At 24.1% G+C, this 24,290-nt stretch carries 22 protein-coding genes and 5 tRNA genes (1 of these 27 cut by a window edge); 17 read left to right on the top strand and 10 right to left on the bottom strand.

The genetic code is table 11. The features are described from left to right. The 4 genes from clpX to JSR03_RS00335 form a co-directional block, all read left to right on the top strand. Positions 1-593: the 3' portion of an ATP-dependent Clp protease ATP-binding subunit ClpX gene (gene clpX / locus JSR03_RS00350; RefSeq protein WP_204097781.1), read on the top strand. The gene continues 622 nt to the left of window position 1, outside the view; the window shows 593 of its 1,215 coding nt (coding positions 623-1,215); the start codon falls outside the window, past its left edge; it ends in the stop codon at positions 591-593. A gap of 11 nt (positions 594-604) precedes the next feature. Then, on the top strand, positions 605-3,166 hold the full coding sequence (gene mutS, locus JSR03_RS00345; RefSeq protein ID WP_239079311.1) for a DNA mismatch repair protein MutS: 2,562 nt from the start codon (positions 605-607) through the stop codon (positions 3,164-3,166). Further along, positions 3,152-3,224 (top strand) — tRNA-Gly (locus JSR03_RS00340). Before mutS ends, JSR03_RS00340 begins: the two co-directional genes overlap by 15 nt. 5 nt (positions 3,225-3,229) lie before the next feature. Beyond that, a tRNA-Leu gene (locus JSR03_RS00335) sits at positions 3,230-3,311 on the top strand. On the opposite strand, the gene JSR03_RS00330 is transcribed toward JSR03_RS00335, so the two are convergent. From JSR03_RS00330 to rplM, 4 genes are read right to left on the bottom strand one after another with little or no spacing between them, the layout of a single operon-like run. Next, positions 3,305-3,874: a translation elongation factor Ts gene (locus JSR03_RS00330; protein WP_204097780.1), complete on the bottom strand. Its 570-nt coding sequence runs from the start codon at positions 3,872-3,874 to the stop codon at positions 3,305-3,307. The genes JSR03_RS00335 and JSR03_RS00330 overlap by 7 nt on opposite strands. 40 nt (positions 3,875-3,914) lie before the next feature. Next, positions 3,915-4,628, bottom strand: coding sequence for a 30S ribosomal protein S2 (gene rpsB / locus JSR03_RS00325; RefSeq protein WP_204097779.1), 714 nt, complete (start codon positions 4,626-4,628; stop codon positions 3,915-3,917). After that, positions 4,628-5,011: a 30S ribosomal protein S9 gene (gene rpsI, locus JSR03_RS00320; protein WP_204097778.1), complete on the bottom strand. Its 384-nt coding sequence runs from the start codon at positions 5,009-5,011 to the stop codon at positions 4,628-4,630. Before rpsI ends, rpsB begins: the two co-directional genes overlap by 1 nt. Beyond that, entirely contained in the window at positions 5,011-5,409 is a 399-nt protein-coding gene (gene rplM, locus JSR03_RS00315) for a 50S ribosomal protein L13 (protein WP_204097777.1), read from the bottom strand. The genes rpsI and rplM overlap by 1 nt, the downstream gene beginning before the upstream one ends. Positions 5,410-5,509: 100 nt before the next feature. Between rplM and dnaK the strand changes: the two genes are divergently transcribed. Genes dnaK through rplT form a run of 4 tightly spaced genes read left to right on the top strand, consistent with a single transcriptional unit; the run spans position 5,510 to position 8,491 of the window. Next, positions 5,510-7,372, top strand: coding sequence for a molecular chaperone DnaK (gene dnaK / locus JSR03_RS00310; RefSeq protein ID WP_204097776.1), 1,863 nt, complete (start codon positions 5,510-5,512; stop codon positions 7,370-7,372). A gap of 33 nt (positions 7,373-7,405) precedes the next feature. Then, the gene (infC, locus tag JSR03_RS00305) at positions 7,406-7,927 is read left to right on the top strand and encodes a translation initiation factor IF-3 (protein ID WP_204097775.1); all 522 of its coding nucleotides are present in this window, start codon (positions 7,406-7,408) and stop codon (positions 7,925-7,927) included. Positions 7,928-7,939: 12 nt separating this feature from the next. Next, entirely contained in the window at positions 7,940-8,146 is a 207-nt protein-coding gene (gene rpmI, locus JSR03_RS00300; protein WP_204097774.1) for a 50S ribosomal protein L35, read from the top strand. A gap of 3 nt (positions 8,147-8,149) precedes the next feature. Next, positions 8,150-8,491, top strand: a complete 342-nt coding sequence (rplT, locus tag JSR03_RS00295) for a 50S ribosomal protein L20 (RefSeq protein ID WP_204097773.1) — start codon at positions 8,150-8,152, stop codon at positions 8,489-8,491. Here rplT and def read toward each other — a convergent pair. Continuing rightward, entirely contained in the window at positions 8,478-8,930 is a 453-nt protein-coding gene (gene def, locus JSR03_RS00290) for a peptide deformylase (RefSeq protein WP_204097772.1), read from the bottom strand. The two genes, rplT and def, sit on opposite strands and share 14 nt — an antisense overlap. Positions 8,931-8,999: 69 nt before the next feature. On the opposite strand from def, the gene JSR03_RS00285 reads away from it, so the two are divergent. Continuing rightward, a complete protein-coding gene (locus tag JSR03_RS00285) occupies positions 9,000-10,091 on the top strand; it encodes a branched-chain amino acid aminotransferase (protein ID WP_204097771.1) in 1,092 nt (363 codons plus the stop codon). Here the strand turns inward: JSR03_RS00285 and mnmA are convergent. From mnmA to JSR03_RS00270, 3 genes are read right to left on the bottom strand one after another with little or no spacing between them, the layout of a single operon-like run. Next, complete coding sequence (gene mnmA, locus JSR03_RS00280) at positions 10,054-11,232, bottom strand: tRNA 2-thiouridine(34) synthase MnmA (RefSeq protein ID WP_204097770.1); 1,179 nt, start codon at positions 11,230-11,232, stop codon at positions 10,054-10,056. The genes JSR03_RS00285 and mnmA overlap by 38 nt on opposite strands. Positions 11,233-11,255: 23 nt before the next feature. Then, positions 11,256-12,335, bottom strand: a complete 1,080-nt coding sequence (locus JSR03_RS00275) for a DnaJ C-terminal domain-containing protein (RefSeq protein ID WP_204097769.1) — start codon at positions 12,333-12,335, stop codon at positions 11,256-11,258. Then, positions 12,336-12,878, bottom strand: a complete 543-nt coding sequence (locus JSR03_RS00270) for a nucleotide exchange factor GrpE (RefSeq protein ID WP_204097768.1) — start codon at positions 12,876-12,878, stop codon at positions 12,336-12,338. It lies immediately after the preceding gene. Positions 12,879-12,956: 78 nt separating this feature from the next. On the opposite strand from JSR03_RS00270, the gene dnaB reads away from it, so the two are divergent. From dnaB to JSR03_RS00240, 6 genes are all read left to right on the top strand, one after another. Further along, a complete protein-coding gene (dnaB, locus tag JSR03_RS00265) occupies positions 12,957-14,324 on the top strand; it encodes a replicative DNA helicase (RefSeq protein ID WP_204097767.1) in 1,368 nt (455 codons plus the stop codon). Then, entirely contained in the window at positions 14,317-15,150 is an 834-nt protein-coding gene (locus tag JSR03_RS00260; protein ID WP_204097766.1) for a zinc-binding metallopeptidase family protein, read from the top strand. Before dnaB ends, JSR03_RS00260 begins: the two co-directional genes overlap by 8 nt. A 38-nt stretch (positions 15,151-15,188) precedes the next feature. Then, on the top strand, positions 15,189-16,544 hold the full coding sequence (gene mnmE / locus JSR03_RS00255; protein ID WP_204097765.1) for a tRNA uridine-5-carboxymethylaminomethyl(34) synthesis GTPase MnmE: 1,356 nt from the start codon (positions 15,189-15,191) through the stop codon (positions 16,542-16,544). Positions 16,545-16,549: 5 nt separating this feature from the next. Further along, positions 16,550-16,624 (top strand) — tRNA-Val (locus JSR03_RS00250). A 15-nt stretch (positions 16,625-16,639) separates the two neighbouring features. Then, the gene (gene dnaE, locus JSR03_RS00245; protein ID WP_204097764.1) at positions 16,640-20,452 is read left to right on the top strand and encodes a DNA polymerase III subunit alpha; all 3,813 of its coding nucleotides are present in this window, start codon (positions 16,640-16,642) and stop codon (positions 20,450-20,452) included. A gap of 60 nt (positions 20,453-20,512) precedes the next feature. Next, positions 20,513-20,586, top strand: a tRNA-Asp gene (locus tag JSR03_RS00240). A 5-nt stretch (positions 20,587-20,591) separates the two neighbouring features. On the opposite strand, the gene JSR03_RS00235 is transcribed toward JSR03_RS00240, so the two are convergent. Further along, positions 20,592-20,664: transfer RNA gene (locus JSR03_RS00235), tRNA-Lys, on the bottom strand. Between the two features lie 80 nt (positions 20,665-20,744). On the opposite strand from JSR03_RS00235, the gene tilS reads away from it, so the two are divergent. Further along, positions 20,745-21,692 carry a tRNA lysidine(34) synthetase TilS gene (tilS, locus tag JSR03_RS00230; protein ID WP_204097763.1) on the top strand — a complete coding sequence of 316 codons (948 nt, stop codon included), beginning with the start codon at positions 20,745-20,747 and terminating at the stop codon, positions 21,690-21,692. Next, positions 21,670-22,803, top strand: a complete 1,134-nt coding sequence (locus tag JSR03_RS00225; RefSeq protein WP_204097762.1) for a cysteine desulfurase family protein — start codon at positions 21,670-21,672, stop codon at positions 22,801-22,803. Before tilS ends, JSR03_RS00225 begins: the two co-directional genes overlap by 23 nt. Here JSR03_RS00225 and proS read toward each other — a convergent pair. After that, entirely contained in the window at positions 22,800-24,257 is a 1,458-nt protein-coding gene (gene proS / locus JSR03_RS00220) for a proline--tRNA ligase (protein WP_204097761.1), read from the bottom strand. The genes JSR03_RS00225 and proS overlap by 4 nt on opposite strands. Between the last annotated feature and the right edge of the window lie 33 nt (positions 24,258-24,290).

Below are 24,290 nucleotides of genomic sequence, written 5' to 3'. Positions count from 1 at the left end.
AAGGAGTTCAACAAGCTTTACTTAAAATTTTAGAAGGTTCACATGTTAACATTTCAACACAAATTGGTCGAAAACATCCTGAAAAACAGATAGTATCTATAAATACCAAAAATATACTTTTTATATCTGGTGGGACATTTGCAGGCTTAGAACAAATAATCTATAACAGATTAAATTTTTCTCAAATTGGATTTAAAAATAAAAGACAAACTAAAAAACAAGATATATTTAATAATTTAAAATCAGAAGATTTAATTAATTTTGGTTTTATTCCAGAATTAATAGGGAGATTCCCTATAATATGTCATTTACATAATTTGACTAAGACAGAATATAAACAAATTTTATTTTCACCTAAAAATTCTATATTAAAACAATATAAAAATATGTTTAAATTTGATAAGCTGGATTTTATTTTTACGAAAAATGCTATTAATTCAATAATTAAAAAGGCAATTAAATTAAATCTTGGGGCTAGAGGCTTATATTATATATGTGAAAAGATATTTAATAAATATACCTTTTATTTAGAAGGTTTAAAACATAAACAAATTAAAATTACTAAAAAAGTAATAAATAAAATAATTTTATAAAAACAATAAAATTGAAAGCCATTACTCCTTTAATGAAACAATATAATGAAATAAAAAATAAATTCCCTAATAGTATTGTCTTATTTAAAGTTGGAGATTTTTATGAAATCTTTGGAAAAGATGCTAGAAAGTGTTCTAAAGTATTAAATATAGTTTTAACTAAACGTCATAAAAAATCTGATATCGAATTAGCAGGTTTTCCTCACCATTCTATAAATAATTATTTACCAAAATTAATAAAAGCAGGTTTTAAAATAGCTATTTGTGATGAACTAGAAAAAACAGAAAATAAAGTAATTTTAAAAAGAGGAGTAACAGAAATTATTACACCAGGAGTAGTAACTAATAGTGAAGTTTTAGATGCTAAAAAAAATAATTTTTTATGTGCTATATACTATCAAAAAAATTCCCAAAAACTTGGAATATCTTTTTTAGATATTTCAACTGGAGAATTTTTAGTTGGAGAAGGCGACCAAAATTACATTAATCAAATGATTAACAAATTCTTACCTAAGGAGATAATTTACCCCAAACAGAAAAAAAACTATATAAAATATATATTAAACAATAAGATCCAGTTACAGAGCTTAGAAGATTGTTTTTTTTCTTTTAATTATGCTTACAAAAATTTAATTCAACATTTCCAAACTAACTCATTAAAGGGATTTAATATTCACAAGCTGTTTTTGGGTATTACTTCAGCAGGTGCCATTTTGGCATATGTATGTAATATATGTAATTACAAAATTAACCATATTACTTCGATTAAAAGAATTGATTTAGAAAAATATCTTAACATAGAGAATTTTTCTTTCGAAAATTTAGAAATCCTTACTTCTAAAAATGAAGATGCAGTAACACTCTTAAAAATTTTAGATTTTACCTATACCCCAATGGGGAGTAGATTAATAAATAAATGGTTAAGATTTCCACTTAAAAATATAAAAAAGATTAAATCTAGACAAAAAATATTATCTGAATTTTTAAAAAACAAGAAAATAGTAAAACCAATAATAAAAAAACTAAAACAAATTGCTGATTTAGAAAGATTAATAGCCAAAATAGTTAACTTAAAAGCTACTCCATATGATTTATTAATCTTAAAAAAAACCTTAAAAAATATAATAGATATAAAAGGTATTCTTTTAGATTCAAAGAGTAAAAGTTTTAAACAACTTGCTAAGAAAATTCTAAATTGTAATAAAATATACCGAGTACTTGAAAAAGTATTATTTGCAGACGCTCCAAAGAATCTAAAGAAAGGAAAGGTGATAAAACCTGGAATTTCCAAAGAATTAGATAAATTAAGAAACGTAGTTACTAATAGTGAAAACACAATTTTAAAAATTTGTGAAAGAGAAAGAAAAGACACAGGAATAAAAAATCTCAAAATAAACTATAATAATATTTTTGGATATTATATAGAGCTTAAAAAAACCTTTAAGAGAAAGATAAAAATTCCCAAAAACTGGAAAAGAAAACAAATTTTAGCTAATGTAGAAAGGTATATAACAGAAGAATTAAAAAATTCTGAATTAAAAATAAAACTTGCTAAAGCCAATCTCAGCAAAATAGAACAGAAGATATTAGCAGATCTAATTAACTTTGTAATAGAAGAAATAGACAAAACTCAACATAATTCCAAATTAATAGCCAAAATAGATGTAATACTTTCTCTAGTAAGATGCGCTAAAAAATATAATTATATATGTCCTAAATTTAATAAAAGTTTTAATCTTTATATTAAAGGAGGTAGACACCCTGTAATTGAGTTTAAAATCAACTCAAACTCTAATGAATTGACTTATGTTTCAAATGACATTTTTCTAACAAGAGAAAAGAAACAAATATTTATAATAACTGGTCCAAATATGGCTGGAAAATCCGCAATTTTACGTCAAACAGCTATAATAATATTAATGGCTCAATTAGGGAGTTATATACCTGCCAAATATGCTGAAATTGGAATAATAGAACAAATTTTTATAAGAGTAGGAGCATCAGATAATATTTCAATTGGAGAATCAACCTTTATGCGAGAAATGAATGAAACTGCTAGCATACTAAATAATATCTCAGAAAGAAGTCTCATCTTACTCGATGAAATAGGTAGAGGAACTAGTACTTATGATGGGATTTCTATTGCTTGGGCAATAATAGAATTTTTGCATAATCACCCTAAAAAACCATTGGTATTATTTGCTACTCATTATCATGAATTAAATAATATGATTTCTTATTACAAGAGAATAAGAAATCTTAGTCTTTCAGTTAAAAAAATAAATAATACTCTTATATATACAAGAAAATTATTACCATATGGTTGCCAAAATAGCTACGGAATTAATGTGGCTCAACTTGCCGGTATTCCTAATATACTAATAAAAAGAGCTAAAAAAATATTGAGTTTATTTGAAAAGCTTAAAAGTTTTGAAACAATTAAGCTTTATAGAAATTATAAAATAATAAAACATTTCTTTTGTAACTTAAAACTTAAGCAGCTTACGCTAGCTTCTTCAATAACAATTTTAAAAAAAATAAAATTCTTTTTTCAAAGTGCGAGAATAGCTTAATTGGTAGAGTATTACCTTGCCAAGGTAAGGGTCGCGGGTTCAAATCCCGTTTCTCGCTTAATAGCCTGGATGGTGAAATGGTATACACGCAGGACTTAAAATCCTGTAGCAAGCAGCTGTGCGGGTTCAAGTCCCGCTCTAGGTATTAAGACAAGTAACCAGTTTGATATTTTTATATAATAATAATTTTGTAAAATAACTCGGATTATAATTAGTATTACATACTAATTGTATAGCTATATTTTTTGATATTTGTTCCAAATTTGGAATATAATCTGAGAACCCAACTAAAGCTGCTTTCTTCCAACTATGATGTATATAAAAATTAAGAAAAGGTGCTTCAAGAAAAACAATTGTTTTTAACTCAATAGATTCATTAAAAATATGATTTGAGAAATAATTTACTATTTTAAATAGTGGGAATTTATTCAGAATTTGAGATTTTAGTATCTTGTTTTTATTCTTACCAAATAACGCAACCTCCAAGATAATATTAGCTAATTTTTTAAAAATATCGTTTTGAGTTACAAACTCAGTTTCTGTAGCTATTAGAATAGCTACAGCTTTATTTTTCTTTTTATTTCTTCGGCATATTAGAAAACTTTCTTTTAAAGAATTTTTTTTTAGATTCTTTGAATTATTAATCAAAAAATTAATCGCTAAATTTAGTCTGCCTTTGGATTTAATAATTGCATTTTTACAGGCCATAAGAGAGGCCCTAGTAAGAGATCTTAACTTCTTAATCTGTTTAAGATTTTGCATAATATTTCTTTTTATTTTTCAAGTATAAATCTATTCCTATTTCGAGAGCATTAGATATATAATATAAAATTAGGTTAATTGACTTAGAATTATCGTCATTTCCAGGAATAGGAAAATTAATTTTATCAGGGTTAGAATTAGTATCAGCTATTCCAACTATAGGAATTCCTAATTTTAAGGCCTCATTAACTGCTGGTTTCTCTTTGTTTATATCCACAATAATGATACAATCTGGTAAAACCTGGAGTTGACTAACAGTACCTAAGTTTTTTTTTAATTTACTATGAACTCGTGAGATTAGTAATCTTTCTTTTTTGGATATTAAGTTATATAGTCCTAAAGACTTATTTTTTTCTATTACTTTCATTTTAGAAATTGATTTTTGTATTGTAGAAAAATTAGTTAATAATCCACCCAGCCAACGTTCATTAATATAAGGCATATTAATCTTTTTAGCATAATAAGCAATTATATTTTTAGCTTGTCTTTTGGTTCCGACAAATAAAACTACCTTCCCTGAAGTAGCTATTTTCTTTAAATAATTACAAGATAAGCATAATTTTTTGATAGTCTTATAAAGATCGATTATATGTATCCCCTTATTTTTCCTTAAAATATAAGGTTTCATTTTTGGATTCAATTTAGATATAGCATGTCCAAAATGAACTCCAGCTTTTAATAAATTAGAGACTTTATACATTACCTTTTTGAAAATTGAAACTTCTTACGAGATTTCTTTCTCCCATATTTTTTTCGTTCTACCATTCTCGAGTCACGAGTAAGTAATTTCTTTAGTTTTAAGATTTTTCTAGCAGATTTCTGTATTTTACATAAACTTCTAGATAGAGCTAAAATAATAGCTTCAGCTTGACTAGTGACTCCGCCACCATATATATTAATATAAATATCAAATTTCCCATTATTATTAGTTAGTTCTAATGGTTGAAATATTTTATTCTTCAAACCATAGTGTTTTAAAAAAGTTTTATTATTAATAATAATTTTACCAGTCCCTGGTTTAAGATATAATCTTGCTACTGAAGTTTTTCTACGTCCTACAGAATTAGAAATATATTTTTTCATTAATAAAAATATTTAACATTATTAACATTTTTAATATTATGTCTATTATTAGGAAATATATATAAATTTTTTATTTTTTTTTTAAAATAATTTTTAGGTAACATACCTAATACAGCTTTTCTAATTATAAATTCTGGTCTGGTTTTTATTAATTCAGATACTTTCTTTACTTTTTTACCTCCTGGATATCCACTATAACTAATATATGTTTTCTTCTTTTTTTTACTCCCTCCTAAAATTATATGTTTAGCGTTAATAATAATAACTTTATCTCCATAACTATGTGGAGAAAAATTAATTTGATGTTTTCCAATAATTATACAAGCAATAACAGATGCTAAACGTCCGAGACGTTGATTAAAGGCATTAAAAATATACCAATTAATTTTTGTTTTCACTGTTTTGAGTTATAATATTATATTATATTATATTATATTATATTATATTATATTATATTATATTATATTATATTATATTAAGGTTTAATTTGAATTTAACATGAATAAAATAATAGGTATAGATTTAGGTACTACTAATTCTTGTGTTTCAGTTATTGAAGTAAATGGTCCAACGGTTATACCAAATTCTGAAGGAAAACGTACCACCCCTTCAATAATAGCCTTTACCGAAGGAGGAGAAATGAAAATAGGTGACCCAGCTAAACGCCAAGCAGTAACTAATCCTAAAAATACTATATTCTCTATTAAACGTTTTATGGGGAGAAAATATTCTGAAGTAATGGAAGAATTAAAATATGTACCATATGAAATTATTAAAGGTGAAAACGATACTCCAAGAGTAAAAATAGAGAAAAAATTATATTCTCCACAAGAAATATCTGCAATGATACTTCAAAAAATGAAACAAACTGCTGCAGATTACTTAGGATATAAAGTTACTAAAGCGGTAATTACAGTCCCAGCATATTTTAATGATTCACAACGTCAAGCTACTAAAGAGGCGGGTGAAATTGCTGGACTAGAAGTAGCCCGAATAATCAATGAGCCAACAGCAGCTGCTTTGGCTTATGGCTTAGATAAAAATAATCAAAATAAAAAAATAGTAGTTTATGATTTAGGTGGTGGCACTTTTGATATTTCAATTCTTGAATTGGGAGATGGAGTGTTTGAAGTCTTATCAACAAACGGTGATACTCATCTCGGAGGAGATGATTTTGATAAAATTATAATCAATTGGTTAATAACAGAATTTAAAGCAGAACAAGGAATAAATCTTGGGAATGATCCTATTGCACATCAAAGACTAAAAGAATCAGCAGAAAAATCCAAAATTGAACTTTCTTCTAGTACTAAAACAGAAATTAATTTACCTTATATAACAGCAACCTCAACTGGACCAAAACATTTAGTTAAAACCTTAACAAGAGCCAAATTTGAAGAGTTATCTGATCAATTAGTTAAAAGATCTATTTCTCCTTGTAAAGAGGCTTTAAAAGCTGCCGCTTTAAAAGTAAAAGATATAAATGAAGTTATTTTAGTAGGGGGATCAACTAGAATCCCAAAAATTCAAGAAGAAGTAGAGAAATTTTTTCAAAGAGTTCCTTCAAAAGGAGTTAATCCAGATGAAGTCGTAGCTATTGGTGCCGCTATTCAAGGTGGAGTATTAGCAGGTGATGTAAAAGATGTTTTATTATTAGATGTAACTCCATTGTCTTTAGGAATAGAAACCTTAGGAGGTGTTTTTACTAAGTTAATAGAAGCTAACACGACAATACCAACTAGAAAATCCGAGATATTTTCTACAGCAATTGATAACCAATCAGCGGTAACAGTTAAAGTGGGACAAGGAGAAAGACCATTATTTAAAGATAATAAAGAAATTGGGCAATTTGATTTAGTTGACATTCCGCCAGCTCCAAGAGGAATACCTCAAATAGAAGTATGTTTTGATATAGATGCTAATGGCATTTTAAATGTTTCTGCTAAAGAAAAAGGAACTGGAAGAGAACAAAGAATTAGAATTCAAGCTTCTTCTGGTTTAAGCAAAGAAGATATAGAAAAAATGAAAAAAGAGGCCGAAAAAAATTATGAAAGAGACGAAAAATTGAAAAAAGAAATCGATCAAATTAATTATGCTGATACATTAATTTTTCAATCTGAGAAATATATTAAAGAATATGGAAACAAATTAACTCCTGAAAAACTAAAAAATATAGAAACTTATTTATTAAAATTAAAACAAGCTACAAGTAATAAAAACTTTCTAGATATTGAGAAATATGTTAATAAGATTAATAAATTTTGGGCTATTTCACAAGAAATTTTTAATAAAAACGAAAACGATAAGAAAAACTCTAGTGATTCCCAAGTACAAGATGTAGATTATGAAGAGGTTAAATAACCCTACTAATCTTATCAAGAAAAACTCCAAAATTTGATAAAACAAATAAAATATAAAATAAATTCTGAAATAAGATCAAAAGTAGTCAGATTAGTTGGAAAAAACATTAAACCAAAAGTTTACCCATTAAAACAAGCTTTAAAAATAGCCAAAGATCTTTCTCTAGATTTAGTAGAAATTAATCCAAAAGTTACTCCGACAATTTGTAAAGCCATGAATTTTAGTAAATTTTTATATAACTTAAAAAAAAGTAAAAAAAAATATAAAAAAAATGTAATTTTGACTAAAGAAATAAGACTAACTTCTCAGACTAATATACATGATTTATCGTTTAAAATCGAAAATGCTAAAAAAATATTAAAATCTAATAATAAAGTTAAATTTTCTATCTTTTTTAAAGGTAGAAGTATATTTTACAAATATTTAGGAGAAAAAATGTTATTAAAATGTATTGAATTACTTAGTAATATTACCAAAGTAGAAATTCCACCAAGAATGGAAGAAAAAAAAATGTTTATAGTATTAATACCTAAAGTTTCACATAAACTAAACTAAATGACTAAATAAATGAAAATAAAAAAAAAGAAATTAAGAAGGAAATCAAGTTTAAAAAAAAGAATTAAAATAACCAGTAAGGGTTTACTCAAAAGAAAAAAAGCTTTTAAAAATCATATATTAACTAAAAAATCTAAGAAAAGGAAAAGAAGATTATCTAATTTAGATATAATCAATAATTATCTAAAAACTAAAATAAAAAAATTATTATTATTATAATATATGCCAAGATCAGTTAATTCAGTTGCAGCTAAAAAAAAAAGGAAAAAGATTTTAAAACTAGCAAAAGGTTTTTATGGTGCTAGAAGTAAATTATACACTGTTGCCAAAAATGCAGTAGAAAAATCTAGGTGTTACTCATATATAGGTAGAAAACAAAAAAAACGTAATTTTAGAAAGCTATGGATTATTAGAATTAATACTGCTGTTCGAAAATTTGGTTTCAATTATTCTAATTTTATTAATATATTAAAAAATAAGAATTTAAAATTAACTCGTAAAACGATATCAAATATTATTATTAATAAATATAATCTCTTTAAGAAACTGATTAAAGAATTATAAGTTTTCCATTTATATGATCAGATTCATGTAAAATAACGCGAGCTAAAAAACCTTTAATATGTATATTATGTCGTCTCCACTTTTCATCAAAATATTCAATTAAAATGATTTCTTTCCTTTTAATTCTATAAAAACTTTTCGGTAGACTTAAACAACCTTCGCAATACTCTTTATAAACTCCAAATTGTTTTAAAATTTTAGTATTTAAAAAAATGTTTTTTCTTGAATCAAAAGAATTGATTATAAATAATCGCAAAGAAATCCCAATTTGAGGAGCAGCTAAACCTACTCCTCCATACTTAAGTAATGTATTAAACATATTTTCAAGTAATGTATTAAACATATTTTCAAAGAGACCTTCGAAGAAAATATTCTGTTTTATCTTTTTACATTTTTTATGTAAAATTTTATCTCCATATTTAATAATTTGTAAAATCATTAAGATTTTTATTGCTTCTTAATATTAAGCTTAATCTAAGCAGAAGACTCATAATAAGAATGTTAATATATGCGTATTGAAAAATGCCAAATATCTAGTATAGATAAAATTAATTGGGAGATAGATATTCCTTTTGGAAAATATTTTTCTGATCATATATTATATTGTGAATATAAAAATGAAACTTGGAATGAACCTATAATAAAACCATTTAGTAATTTTAGTTTTTCTCCAATTACTTTAGTTTTTCATTATGGTCAAGCAATTTTTGAAGGTATGAAAGCATTCAAAGATAAAGAAAAAAATGTTTTTTTATTTAGACCTTTAGAAAATTTTCATCGTTTGAATATTTCCGCTAAACGTTTAGCAATGCCAACTATTCCATATAATATATTTTTTGAGGGATTAATTAATTTATTAAACTTGGATAAGAATTGGATTCCAATGAAATATGGATATTCATTATATATCAGACCCTTTATGATAGCCTCAGCTGGTCCCTTATCAGCCAAACCAAGTTCAAATTATATTTTTTTAGTTATTTGTACCCCTGTAAATAATTATTATTCCAGACCATTAAAAGTTAAAATAGAACAAAAATATAGTAGATCTACTAATGGTGGAATTGGCTTTATTAAAGCAGCAGGAAACTATGCGGCTTCATTTTTTCCAACCCAAAAAGCTAAAGCAGAAGGTTATGATCAAATTTTATGGACTGATTCAGCTACACATTCCATTATTGAAGAAGCTGGTACTATGAATGTGTTTTTTTATATTAAAAATTGTCTGATTACGGCTCCAGCAGATGAGAAAATTCTTAATGGAGTAACTCGTAAAAGTATTATAGATATAGCAAAAAGAAATAAAATTAAAGTAGAGGAAAGATACTTAACTGTTGAAGAATTAAAATACTATTTTAAAAAAAACTTAGTTAATGAAATCTTTGGTAGTGGTACTGCTGTAATAATTAATCCTTTAAAATTAATTAGTATACAAAACAGTAATTATATATTACCTGCTTTAAATAATAAAAACAGAATTTCTTATTATTTTAAAAAATATATATTAGATATACAGCATAATTTATCCAATGATCCTTTTAATTGGAGATTTAAAATCTCCACTAATTATACAAGCAAGAACCAATTAATTCATTTCTAAAATACAATACTATATATTGTCCAGCTGACAGAGCTCGTTGAGGAGAATTAAAATAAATATATATCCCTTGTTTAATATTATATAAACTGGCCAGTTGAAACCTTTGTCTTGAGCGTATCTTAGCTTTTACTTTAAAAGGATTTTTTTTATCAATTAAATTTTTATATTTTTTATAAATCCAATTAATATTTTCTGTTTTTATAAAAATTACTGAATTAAATAAGCCAGGATGGTGATTCCCTAGTCCGACATATAATATATTTTGTTTTAAATCTTTCTCTATAACAAATATTGGTTTACTTAAGCCTCCTATTTTGAGACCTTTTCTTTGTCCTTTTGTAAAATAAGACACCCCTTTATGATAGCCTATTATTTTCCCATATTTAGGTCTATAGTTTATTTTTTGTGATAAAATATCTAATTTTTCTAGAGTAGATCTGCCATATAATATCTTGTTTTTATAAACTTTACAGTTTTTATTTATAATTATAATTTTTCCTAATTTATTCTTTATTTTTTTCTTAATAACTGTAGACAAATTAATTTTTCCTAAAAAACAAATTCCTTGAGAATCTTTTCTTTTAGCATTAATTAATTTAGCAGCTTCGGCTATTTTTCTAACCTTTTCTTTATTAAGTTTTCCAAGTGGAAATAAGGATTTTTTTATTTGAGTTTGATTTAAATTACATAAAAAATAAGATTGATCTTTTTTATTATCTAAAGCAGGAAATAGTTTATAAATGGTTTTTCCTGCTAGATAGGTTTTTTTTTTTCTGACGTAATGACCCGTAGCAATATAATCTGCTTTTAAAATTACTGATTTTTTTATAAAAATCTTGAATTTTATTTTATTATTACATAGTACATCTGGGTTAGGGGTTTTCCCACCAATATATTCATTAATTGTATAATCAAAAATTATTTTTTTATAATAATTAGTTATATCAAATATATAAAAGGGTATCCCAAGTTGTTGGGATACCATAAGAGCTGATATACTTTCTTCTTCCCAATCACAGAAAGAATTTTGAGAATTATTTTTAAGATATATTCCTATTACTTCGTATCCCTTCTTCTTTAATATTAAGGCGGCAACACTTGAATCTACTCCTCCTGATAAACCGACAATTACTCTATTCATTCTTCTTAGTCTTAGTCTTAGATTTATTTTACTCTTTCTTTATTATTTTTAGGTTTTGGTATAAAATTAGGATCATTTTTAATTTTGTTAAAAACAAGTCGTTGTTCCCTATTTATTTTTTTAGGAATCCAAATCTTTATATTGACAAATAAGTCTCCTCTTCCAAAGCCTTTGATTTTTGGGAGTCCTTTTCCTTTTAATCTTAAAATTTTTCCTGGTTGAATTCCTGGTTCTATTTTAACTCTGGCTTTACCTGTTATAGTAGGTATATATTCAAATGTTCCTAATATGGCTTTGGGGATTGATAAATACAAATCATATGATAAATTATCCCCATCTCTTTTTAAGTTTTTATGTGGTAGTTCTTCTACTATAACAATTAAATCACCTGGTACACCAATCCCAAAAACTGGATCATTCCCTTTACCTAATATTCTCAGTTGCATTTTCTGCCTAGCTCCAGCTGGAATTTTAATATTTATTAATTCTTCAACTTTCTTTAGACCTTGATTATTTACTCCTAGTGGAATATTTTTTATTATTTTACCTAACCCTAAACAGTGATTACAAGTTATACTAGTTTGTATTCTCCCTAAAAAAGTACTAGTATATTTATTAATATTGCCTGTTCCATCACAATAATCACAACTTTGAAAGTTTAAATTTTTGGAACATTTAAGTCGTTTAACTTTTACTTGTTTTTTAACACCTTTATAAATTTCCACTAAATCTAATTTAATTTTAATTCTTAAGTCTTCTCCTCTATTCCTATCTGAAGTATCTTCAGATCTGTCTACAAATTCTGTGAAACCACCTAAGGTATCATTAAATAGATCTCCAAAATTAGATAATATATCTTCTATATTTAGATTATTACTTTCTTGATAATTTTGATGTCCATATTGATCGTATGTATTTCTCTTATTTTTATCACTTAATACATTATAAGCTTCTGCAGCTTCTTTGAATTTTTCTTCAGCCTCTTTTTCTCTATTTTTATCGGGATGATATTTTAAGGCTAATTTTCTGTATGCTCTTTTTATTTGATCAAGAGTTGCATCTCTATTTACTCCAAGGATTTCATAATAATCTTTTTTCTTCATTTATTTTCCTACAATTACTTTAGTATATTTAATTATTTTTTTTTTAAAACTATATCCTGATTCTATTATGTGTAATATTTTTCCTTTCATTTCATTTTTTTTTATAGTTTGTATTGATACTGCTTCATGAATATCTGTATTAAAAACATCTCCTTTTTTCGATTTGATTTTTTTTATCCCTTCTTTTTTTAAAAGGTTCCATAATTTTCTATTTATTATTTTTATTCCTTCCTTATCTTTCTTGCTATTAAAGCATCTCTTAAAATCCTCTGCTAAACTTAGCAATTCTAATAATAAGTTTTTATTAGCAGTTTCTATTATTAGCTTTTTGTTCTTTTCTATACGTTTTTTATAATTTTCAAACTCAGCCATAAGGCCTATTAATTTATTAATTTTATTTTTTTTATACTTATTAAAGTTTAACATTAATTTTATTATATTTTCTTTGTGTTTAATATGCCTATGTTCAATATATCTAATTAGTTTTAATAACAGGGATTTTTTTTTATTGTTATTTTTAATTTTCTTATTATTGTTATTCATTTTGTTTCTTATTATTAGAATTAATTAACTACTTTACTTTATACTTATACTTATACGTTTTTTTAACAAATATGAGGAATGAGTAATTTTTTAAAAAAGAAGAAAGAAATTATGCCACCACAAGCCTTAAATTTAGAAGAAGCTGTAATCGGGGGGATCTTAATAGATCAAAACTGTTTAGACGAGATAATTGATATCATCTCTCCAGATATTTTTTATAAAAAAAAACATAAAGAAATTATTAAAGTAATAATTAAATTATATAATTCATATGAGCCTATAGATATATATACAGTTTCTAACGAATTAAAAAAAACTAGTAAATTAGAACTAGTTGGAGGGGAGTTTTATTTAACCCAATTAACACAAAGAATAGCATCTCCAGCTCATATAGAATGTCATAGTCAAATTATAAAAGATAAATTTATTTTAAGAAAATTAATAGAAACTTCTTATGATATTATTAAATTATCTTCTGAAGAAAAAAGTGATGTTTTTAAATTATTAGATTATGCTGAAAGAAGATTATTCGAAATTAATAATAAAACTAATATCAAAGATAACACAAAAGCTATAAGCGATTTATTAAATAATACAATAAAAAATCTTAAAGATAAGAAAGGTAAATTAAGTGGAATTCCTTCTGGTTTTAAAGGTCTTGATAAAGTTACTTGCGGATGGCAAAACTCAGAATTAACAATTATTGCAGCTCGACCTGGTATGGGAAAGACATCTTTTGCTTTATCTATGGCTCGGAATATAGTTATTAATTTTAAAATACCAACTTTAATTTTATCATTAGAAATGTCTTCGGCTCAACTAGTAACTAGATTAATTTCTTCAGAAACAGGGATTCCATCAGAAAGATTAAAAAGGTCTGATTTATCTAAATCAGAATGGGAGCTTGTAAAAAGTAAAATCAAAGTATTAGGAGAATCTCCATTATTTCTAGATGATACTCATCATTTATCTATATTTGAATTACGTACAAAATGTAGAAGAGAAATTTTAAGAAATAAAATAAAATTAGTCATTATAGATTATTTACAATTAATGAATTATGGGAAACTAGAAAATAAAAATATTCAAAGAGAACAAGAAGTATCATATATCTCTAGAAATTTGAAAGCTATTTCTAAAGAGTTTAATATTCCTATCATAGCTTTATCTCAATTATCTAGAGCAGTTGAAATTAGAGGAGGTAGAAAAAGACCAATTCTTTCAGATTTACGAGAATCAGGAGCATTAGAACAAGATGCAGATATTGTAGCTTTTATTTATCGACCAGAATATTATGGATTTACTAATTGGGATACTGGTAATAGAGAAGAATGTCAAGGAGAAGCTGAAATAATAATAGCAAAAAATAGAAATGGAAAAATCGATAATATAAGAATGAAATTTTCTCAGGATAAAATTAAATTTGTAGAGATAGATAATGTATAAATTTACAACCAACTCAGAATATTTATTTTTTAAAATTTTAACTTATGATTCCTTCTTAAATAATATCTTTATAGATTATATAAAACAAGCTAGCGATTATTTTAGTATAAAACCTAATGGTAATATCTTAGGAAAAAATCTTAAATTAACCCCTATATATATAACTTATATAAGAAAAAATTATTGGAATATTAAATATATATCTAATTCTGGTTTTATCTTTCTTAATAAAGGTCTTGATATAAATCGAAAGTATTTATTCTATAAAAAAATCTTTATATATAATAAGAAAGGTAATCTAATACCAGGGGTATTAATTCCTACTCAAAAAAACAAACTTAAAATAGATATTGGAACTAAAGCTTTAAAAGAAGTCTATTCTTTAGGTATTAATTTAGGAGATAAAGTAGTATTACAAGAAGAGTTTTCAATATTTAATAATAAATATTTATTAAGTAATGAAATTACAAATAAAATTGGTTTATTTATTCTTTGGGAATTGCTTAATTTAAGTTTAAAACAAAAACTAAATTTTATTCTTATAAAAGCCAAGCAGACGAAATTATACTTCATGAATTACTTAGTAAATTTAAGTGTTTTAATAAATAACAAATTAAAAATTCTCGATTTTTTTATAAAAAAACCTCTAGGTAGTGAATTAATATATTTTTGTAAAAAAAATCATATAAAGATTAAAATATTTCAAAACAGAAAAAAGATATATATAAATATAAATATAAAGATAAAATATTTCAAAACACCAATAGAAATGATTTTAAAATCAGAAATAGAAAAAATAATTAACTTAATTATTAGATTAATATAATCATTAAAAATGGTCTTTCTAATACTAAAGAAAAAAAAATGTTTAATATAGATAATAACGATACTATAACAGCTATAGCCACTCCACCTGGAATAGGAGCTATAGCTGTTATCAGAATTTCAGGACAATTAAGTTTTAAGATAATTGATATCATCTTTAAACCAAAACTAAAAAATCTAAAAAGCAGAAGAATATATTTGGGTTATATATATTCAAAAAATACTTTAATTGATAAAGTATTAATAAATATATTCAAATCCCCAAATTCATATACTGGAGAAGATATAATAGAAATATCTTGTCATGGATCTATATATATTCAAAATAAAATATTAGATTTAATAATAACTCATGGAGCTAGATTAGCTACTAGGGGGGAATTTACGTTTCGAGCATTTAAAAACGGAAAATTAGACCTTTATCAGGTAGAATCATTATTAGAATTATTTTATTCAGAGAATAAATTAGACCATAATTTAGCCTTAAATAATTTAAGAGGAGATGTATCTCTAATTATAAAAAATCTAAGAACAAAAATTTTAACTCTAAATACTATGCTTGAATTTTGGATAGATTTTTCAGAGGAAGATATTAATAAAAACAATATCCTAGCTTTTAATAACTTATTATTAAATATAATAAACCATATTAAAGATTTAATTAATTCATTTAAATTAGGTCTGTTTTTTAAAAAAGGGATTGCTATAGCAATAATTGGTAAACCTAATGTTGGCAAATCTACATTATTTAATTTTTTATTAAAAGCTGAGAGATCAATAGTATCTAATAAATCTGGGACTACCATAAACTATATTGAAGAAAATATCTATATAGATGGTATCAAATATAGATTAATTGATAATGCTGGCATTAAAAAAAATACTCTAAATAAATTAGAATTAAAAGGAATAAAAAAAACAATTGAAAACATAAAAAAATCCGAAATTATAATGTATCTAACTAATAAGATAAATCCTAAACATCAACATATACAAAAATATTATAAATCTTTCTTTAAAAAAGAAATAATATTTATTATTAACAAATGTGATTTGTTAAAACAAAAAATAAAACTACAATCTAGTCCAATCCTAATATCAGCCAAGTATGGAATTGGAATAAATTATTTATTAAATCAACTCAAAAGTATTAGTGAAAGCTTTATAAAAAATAATAAGAAAACAATAATTACAAATATAAGACATTACGAAGAATTAAAAAAAGCTTTCTTTAAATTAAAGAAAATTAAATCCAAGCTTAAAATAGGTATTGAGCCTGAAATTTTATCTCTTCTCTTAAAAGAAGCTAATTATAGTTTAGAGAAAATAATTGGGACTATAACTAATGAAGAAATATTATTTCATATTTTTGATAGGTTTTGTATAGGAAAATAAAATAAGGGTGATTAGCTCAGTTGGTTCAGAGCATCTGCTTTACAAACAGAGGGTCACTGGTTCGACTCCAGTATCACCCAAATAATGTTTTTATTATGTTTTTAATATTCAATATAGAATATAAAGATAATCTAATTAACAGATTGTCCTGGATAATCTATAGTATAGATTTTAAGATCTTAGAATTTAACACTAAATTACTAGGGAAAAGTAATAAGTATATTCTTAAATTTCTTGATCACATAAAACTAAGTAAAGTAATTATTGGGTATAATATTTATTTCTTATTAAAATTCATACTTCAATTCAGAAATAAGGAATTGTTTATTCCTGATAATATATTAATATATACTAGATTAAATCATCAATATATTATTGATCTACAAAGTCTTTCCATCACGCTTTTTAGTATTTCTAATAATAAGATTAGATGGCCTAAATTATCTGAAATTTATAATTTCCTATTTAAAGCCTCACTAAAAAATGGAGTACTAATAACTGCTAAATGTTTTTTTAAATTAATTCTTAATCAGACAAGATATATTCAAAAAATACAATTAAACTGGTCAGCACAACCACCCACATCAACTAAAACAGAATTTATATTCTCTAAAAAAAAAGATAAAAGGAATAAGATTAAAAAATCTTATTATCATATACATAATCATTCCTCGTATTCGATATTAAATTCTACTCTAGATATAGATTCTTTAGTCAGAAAAATAGTTAAATATAAGATGCAAGCTATTGGTTTAACTGATTATGGAAATCTGATGGGGGTAGTACAATTTATAAAAACTATAGAAAATTATAATCAAATATTTAATTTAAACATTAAACCTATAATTGGCTGTGAATTTTTTCTCTTTACTGCTAATAATTATAACTCTAAAGAGAAATATCATAATCAAGTTTTAATAGCTAAAAATTTAAAAGGTTATTACAATCTAGTTAAATTATGTTCTTTAAGTTATATAGAAGGATATTATACCGGTCGACCTATAATAAATATTAATTTAATTAAACAATATAAATCTAATTTACTAGCTTTAAGTAGTGATAGCCAGTCTGAAATTTCTTTTTTTATTAAAAATAAGGATCTTGAAGCAGCCGAGAATAAAATTAAATGGTGGTTAAAAGAATTTGGAAAGGATTTTTATATAGAACTTTTTAGACATGGGTTAGAAGTCGAAAATGAAATTAATAAAATTTTATTAAAGTTTTCTAATATATATAATATACGTTATATTATACAAAATAATAATTTTTATCTAAATAAAAAAGAAGCTGAAGTTCAAGATATTTTACTATGTCTTAAATCTGGGGAAAAACAGGGATTAACGAGTCAAGAACATTATGTAAAATCCAAATCATTAATGTATGATTTATTTTCTGATTTTCCAGAAGGCTTCAAAAACTTGAAGGAACTTTTTACAAAGATTGAAGTGTTTCAAATTGCAGAAAGTAGAAATTTTCCAAAATATTATTTTCATAATCTTAAATCTCATTCTAATAATACCTTAAAAGAAAATATAGAATATTATGAAAATAAATATTTAAAAGAACTCGTCCTTAAAAAGGCTCAAGAAAAATTTAAAGTTCTTACTCACAAAATAAATAATCGTTTAGATTTCGAATTGAGACTTATAGAAATAATAAATTATCCTGGATATTTTTTAATTGTAAGAGATATTATAAAAAAAGCTAGAAAAATAGGAATATTTGTTGGTCCAGGAAGAGGTTCAGTAGTTGGGTCTTTAGTGGCTTATTGCTTAGATATAACTAGAGTACATCCAGTTAAATACAATTTACTTTTTGAAAGATTTTTAAATAAAAGTCGCTTAATTTTACCTGATATTGATATAGATTTTGATGATAAAGGAAGAGATAAAATAATTAAATGGTTAATTAATAAATATAGCGGAATTAAAGTGTCTCAAATAATAACATATGGAACTTTAGGAGCAAAATCAGCTTTTAGAGATGCTGCAAGAGTATTAAATTATCCTTTTAAAGAAATAAATACCCTGTCAAAATTAATTCCGAATTTGAGTTTGAAAATTTTATTTCGAAAACAAAATAAAGACTTGATAAGTCTATTAAATAATAGAGAGTATAATAATCTTTTATTAATAAAAAAAGAAATTAAAAAAAATAAATGTTTAAAAAAAATAGTCGATCTAGCTCTTAAAATAGAAGGAAATATAAGAACATTCGGAATACATGCTTGTGGTATTTTAATTACTCAATATGATATTCGTGAATATTTACCAATTATTTTTTCTAAATCTTCTAATTGTTTAGTAACTCAGTATGATAATAAAATAATCGAAAAAATAGGCCTCTTAAAAATAGATTTATTAGGGTTAAAAACTTTAAGTATAATAAAAGATGCTTTAAAGATAATTAATAAAGAGAAATATAATATATACGATCTAAATGATATTTCTCTTACAGATGAAAAAACTTTCTCATTATTTCAAAGTGGAAAAACCACAGCAGTGTTTCAATATGAATCATCAGGAATACAAAAAAATTTAAAGAAATTAAAGCCAAGGCATTTTGATGATTTAATAATAATGACTGCTTTGTATCGTCCTGGTCCATTTAAAAACTTATCTAATTATATAGATAGAAAAAACGGCATCCAACCAGTTAAATATGAATTAGCAGAATTAGAAGAATATTTAAAGGAAACTAAAGGTATAATTATTTATCAAGAGCAAGTAATGCTTATAACACAAAAAGTTTCCAATTTTAATAAAGCTGAAGCTGATATCTTAAGACAAGCCATTTCTAAAAAAAATAAAGATCTATTAGATTCAATGAAAGATAGATTTATAGAAGGAGGAATTAAAAAAGGTCATTTTAAACAGATATTATATAATATTTGGGATGCTTGGGAAAATTTCGCCTCTTATGCCTTTAATAAATCTCATTCAGCCAGTTATACTTTTTTATCATTTCAAACAGGTTATTTGAAGAGTCATTTCCCGGTTGAATATATGTCATCTGTTTTAAGTCATAACATGCAAAATATAAAAGAAATTTCTTTCTTAATAAAAGAGTGTCAAAGTATGGGCTTAAAAATTTTAAGACCGAATATAAATTTAAGCAATTATAAATTTGGAGTAAGTAAAAACAAATCCATAAGATATGGATTATGTGCGATTAAAGGAATAGGAAAGACTTCTATAAAAAATATTTTAAAATATAGAAAAAAGATAAAAAAATTTACTTCAATTTTCCAGATTGTAAAATATGTTAATTTAAGATTAGTTAACAAAAAAGTCTTAGAAAATTTAGTTCTTTCTGGAGCCTTTGATGTCTTCAAAGAAATTCATAGAGCACAGTATTTTGTAAAAGATAAAAACAATCATAGTAATATGATTGAAAAAATAATAAAATTTGGTATAAAATACCAAAACTTAAAGAAACATATAAAAAGTACATTATTTAATAATATATGTGATATAGATATATTAGAACCTAATTTTAAAAACTGTATAAAATGGAATCATTTAGAAAAACTAAATAATGAAAAAGAGGTTTTAGGTTTTTATCTATTTTCTCATCCCATAGAGAAATATAAAAAACAGATAAAAAAAATTACCGATTTAAATATAAAAAAACTAAAACAAAAAACAAGTGAAACTAAATTTACTATTTGTGGAATGGTTTCTCATATAGAAATAAAGAAATCTCTAAATAATAGAAAATATTTATTATTTACAATTGAGGATCAATCAGATGTTGTAAACTTTTTGTTAATTGGAAGAAATTATTCTGTTTATAACAAACAGATTAAATTAAACAATGTTTTGATTATAGATTTAATCATTAAAAAGAATTATTTACAAAAATCTTTCTATAAAATAATAGCTATCCAAAGCTTAAATCTTAATTGATAATATAAATACTATATAATAATATTATTAATTATTATTAAAAAAAATACCTAAATATTAGGTCTGGTAGTTCAGAAGGTTAGAATACGTGCTTGTCACGCATGAGGTCACGGGTTCGAATCCCGTTCAGACCGTTAAATGACTTGACTGGGATTTGAACCCAGGACCCTTACATTAAAAGTGTAATGCTCTACCAATTAAGCTATCAAGCCTTTATTAAAAGATAATATAAAAAATATTTAAGAAATACTAAATCCTAAATTAGGTATAATCTTCATATTAAGACATAGCAATGCTAAATTTTAAAATTTTCCTTAAAAACCTTAAGGACAAAATTGATTTAAAAAAAAAAAAACTATTTATAGCAGTAAGTGGTGGAGTCGATAGTTTAGTTTTATTAGATCTTTTTTTTAGAATAAAAGATCTTAAAATAGAAGTACTACATTGTAATTTTAAACTTAGAGGAGCTGAGTCTGAAGAAGCAGAAAATTTAATAAAAACAATTTGTAAAAAACACAAAATAATTTTACATACTAAAAGTTTTAATCTAAGAAAAAAGTCATCTCAGCAAATTTTTGCTAGAAAATTAAGATATTTATGGTTTAAAAAAATGTTAAAAACAAATTATTTTAATTATATTGCTTTAGGTCATCATCTTAATGATTCAATAGAGACAATATTTCTTAATCTTATAAGAGGTACAGGGATAAAAGGGATAAAAGGAATAGGTTTTAAGAAAAAATATTTAATAAGACCTTTATTAGATTTTACTAAAACAGATATTTTATCTTATGCAAAAAACAATAAAATAAGTTGGATAGAAGACAGTAGTAATATAAATGAAAAGTTTCTAAGAAATAAAATAAGAAAAATACTTAATAAACTATTAAATAATGAAGCTTATTTGGGAATCAAAACATCGGTTCAGATTTTAAAAGATGAATATTTAATGATTAATAATCATCTAAATCTTATTAAAAAATATATTTTTTTAAAAAAAAATAGAACAGAAAAAATTTTAAGTGTAAAAAACTTATTGAATCTTAATCCCATTAAAAGTTATTTATATAAAATATTAAAATATTATTATTTTAATAATATTAGAACTTTGATTAAAATAATAATTTCTAAATCTGGTAAGAAAATAAATTCCAAAAAATCATATTTTTCTATTAAAAAAAAAAAGAAACATTTAATTTTATATCGAAATAAAAAATATGAACAGAAAAATTTTTCTTGATAATGCCTCAACGACTCCTTTGAGAAAGGAAGTTTATATTAGTCTTTTAAAGACTCTCAAAAGATTTGGTAATCCTTCTTCTAATCATAGTTTAGGTGTATATAATAAATATAATATTGAATATTCTAGAATTAAAATTGCAAAACTTTTAAATATTTCAGCAGAAGAAATAATATTTACTTCTAGTGGAACTGAAGCTAATAACTTTATTTTAAGAAATTGTGTTAAACACTTAAAAGTTCAATGTATAATAACTTCATTATTAGAACATAAATCTGTGTTAGAAACAGTTTATGATTTATATTTACAATATGACATTATTGTTAAATTTGTAACATTTAATAGTAAGGGAGAAATAGATCTTAATCATTTAAGAAAATTACTAAAAGAAAATACTAAAATTACATTAGTCAGTTTAATGTATGTTAATAACGAAATAGGAAATATTTTAAATCTTAAAAAAGTCAGTGAAATTTGTCGGGAGTTTAATACATATTTACATTCCGATACTATTCAAGCAATAGGTCATTTAAATTTAAATCTTAATAAATTAAATCTACATTTTGCAAGTGCAAGTGCTCATAAATTTTATGGTCCTTACGGAATTGGTTTTGCTTATATAAAAAAAAAGATTTCGATTAAATCTTTTCTTACTGGAGGACTTCAAGAAAAAAATAGAAGAGCTGGTACTGAAAACATATATGGAATAATTGGAATGACAGAAGCTCTTCAATTAGCTTATAATAATTTAAATTCTGAGAAAAATTATATTAAAAATATAAAAAAATATTGCATAAAAAAATTACAGCATAATATTCCTAACTTAATTTTTAATGGTTTATCTAAAAATATAAACAAAAGTATCTATACTATACTTAGTATAGCTTTTCCTAAAAAATATCTGCTAAGTCTTAATTTAGATTTAAAAGGAGTTATAATATCTCAATCTAGTGCATGCATATCTAGTGAATATTCACATGTTTTTAAATCTTTGTATAAAAATACAAAGATATATATACAAGATCTTACCTTTTTAAGAATTTCTTTTGGAATTTTTAATAAAAAAAAAGAAATTAAAAACTTTTTAAAACTCTTCTTAAGTTTTTTTTAATAAGATTTAGCAAAAAATACTCTTTGTTTAGAATAATTGTTACTATATATGCAGCTTCCAGTTTTTTTATTCTTAATATAAGATTTACTTGGAATACATATTATAGAGGCTGACGTTTCTTTTTTGATTTTTTTTTCAATTGTGGTAGAACCATCCCAATGTGAAGATACTACTCCACCTTTAGTCTTAATTATTTTTTTAAAATCTTGATAATTATCAACCTTTATAATAAAATCTTTTTGTATTTTTACAGCTTTTTTTAAAAGGTTTTTTTGGATTTGTTTTAATAAAATAATTATTTTCTTTTTGAGATTTCTTATCTTATATTTTTTTCTTTTTCTAGTGTCTCTTCTGAAAACTTCAATATTTCCCTTTTCTATTTCTTTCTTTCCAATAGTTAACCTAATAGGGATCCCTTGAATATCATATTCATTAAATTTCCATCCAGGTCTGTAATTTTTACGGTTATCATATCTAAATGTTATTTGTTTTTTTTTTAAGAAAATAATTAATTTAGAAACTATTATTTCTAAAATTTTAAACGACTCAGTTTTCTTGTAGATAGGTATAATAACTACCTGAATTGGAGCAATTTTAGGTGGAATAATCAATCCATATTTATCGGAATGAGTTAAAATTACAGCTCCAATTAATCGAGTAGAAAGACCCCATGAAGTCCCCCAAACCTGTTTATATATTCCTTTTTTATTAATATATTTAACGTTAAAAGATCTTGAAAAATTTTTCCCTAAAAAATGTGAAGTTGCGATTTGCAAGGCTTTACCATCTGGCAGAATAGCTTCTAAACAGTATGTAGTTTTGGCTCCAGCAAATTTTTCAAGCTTTGTTTTTCTACCTTTTATTACGGGAATTGATAAAATATCTTCAATAAAATATTTATACAAATTCAAAATTTGTTTACAATGCCTTATAGCTTCTTTTTTAGTTGAATGAGCTGTATGTCCTTCTTGTAAAAAGAACTCTGAGTTTCTTAAAAAGAATCTAGGTCTCATTTCCCAACGAATTGTATTAGACCATTGGTTTAATAACATAGGTAAATCTCTATAAGATATTATCCATCTTTTAAAAGAATCCCAGATTATGGCTTCGGAAGTAGGCCTAATAATTAGTTCATTTTTTAGTTTTGATTCTTCTTCAAGAATCAATTTCTTGTTTTTAAATTTTAAACGACTATGGGTTACAATCGCACATTCTTTTGCAAAACCTTTAATATGATTATATTCTTTTTTTAAATCAGACTTCAAAATTAATAATGGAAAATAAAAATTCTTATGTCCAGTTTTTTTTAAAATATAATCTAAATTTTTTTTTATGTTTTCCCATATCTCTAAACCATAAGGTTTAAAGATAATACAGCCTCTTATAGGTGAAGCTTCCGCTATATTAGCTGTTAAAATTATATCTTTATACCAATTTTTATCCCTTAAGCCCATATATTATTTATTATTTCTTTAAAATTATTGCTA

It is taken from the genome of Candidatus Karelsulcia muelleri (assembly GCF_016888765.1).
Classification (GTDB): Bacteria; Bacteroidota; Bacteroidia; order Flavobacteriales; family Blattabacteriaceae; genus Karelsulcia; species Karelsulcia muelleri_F.
Note: the sequence above shows the minus strand (reverse complement) of the source record. Positions and strands in the feature narration are given on the sequence as shown.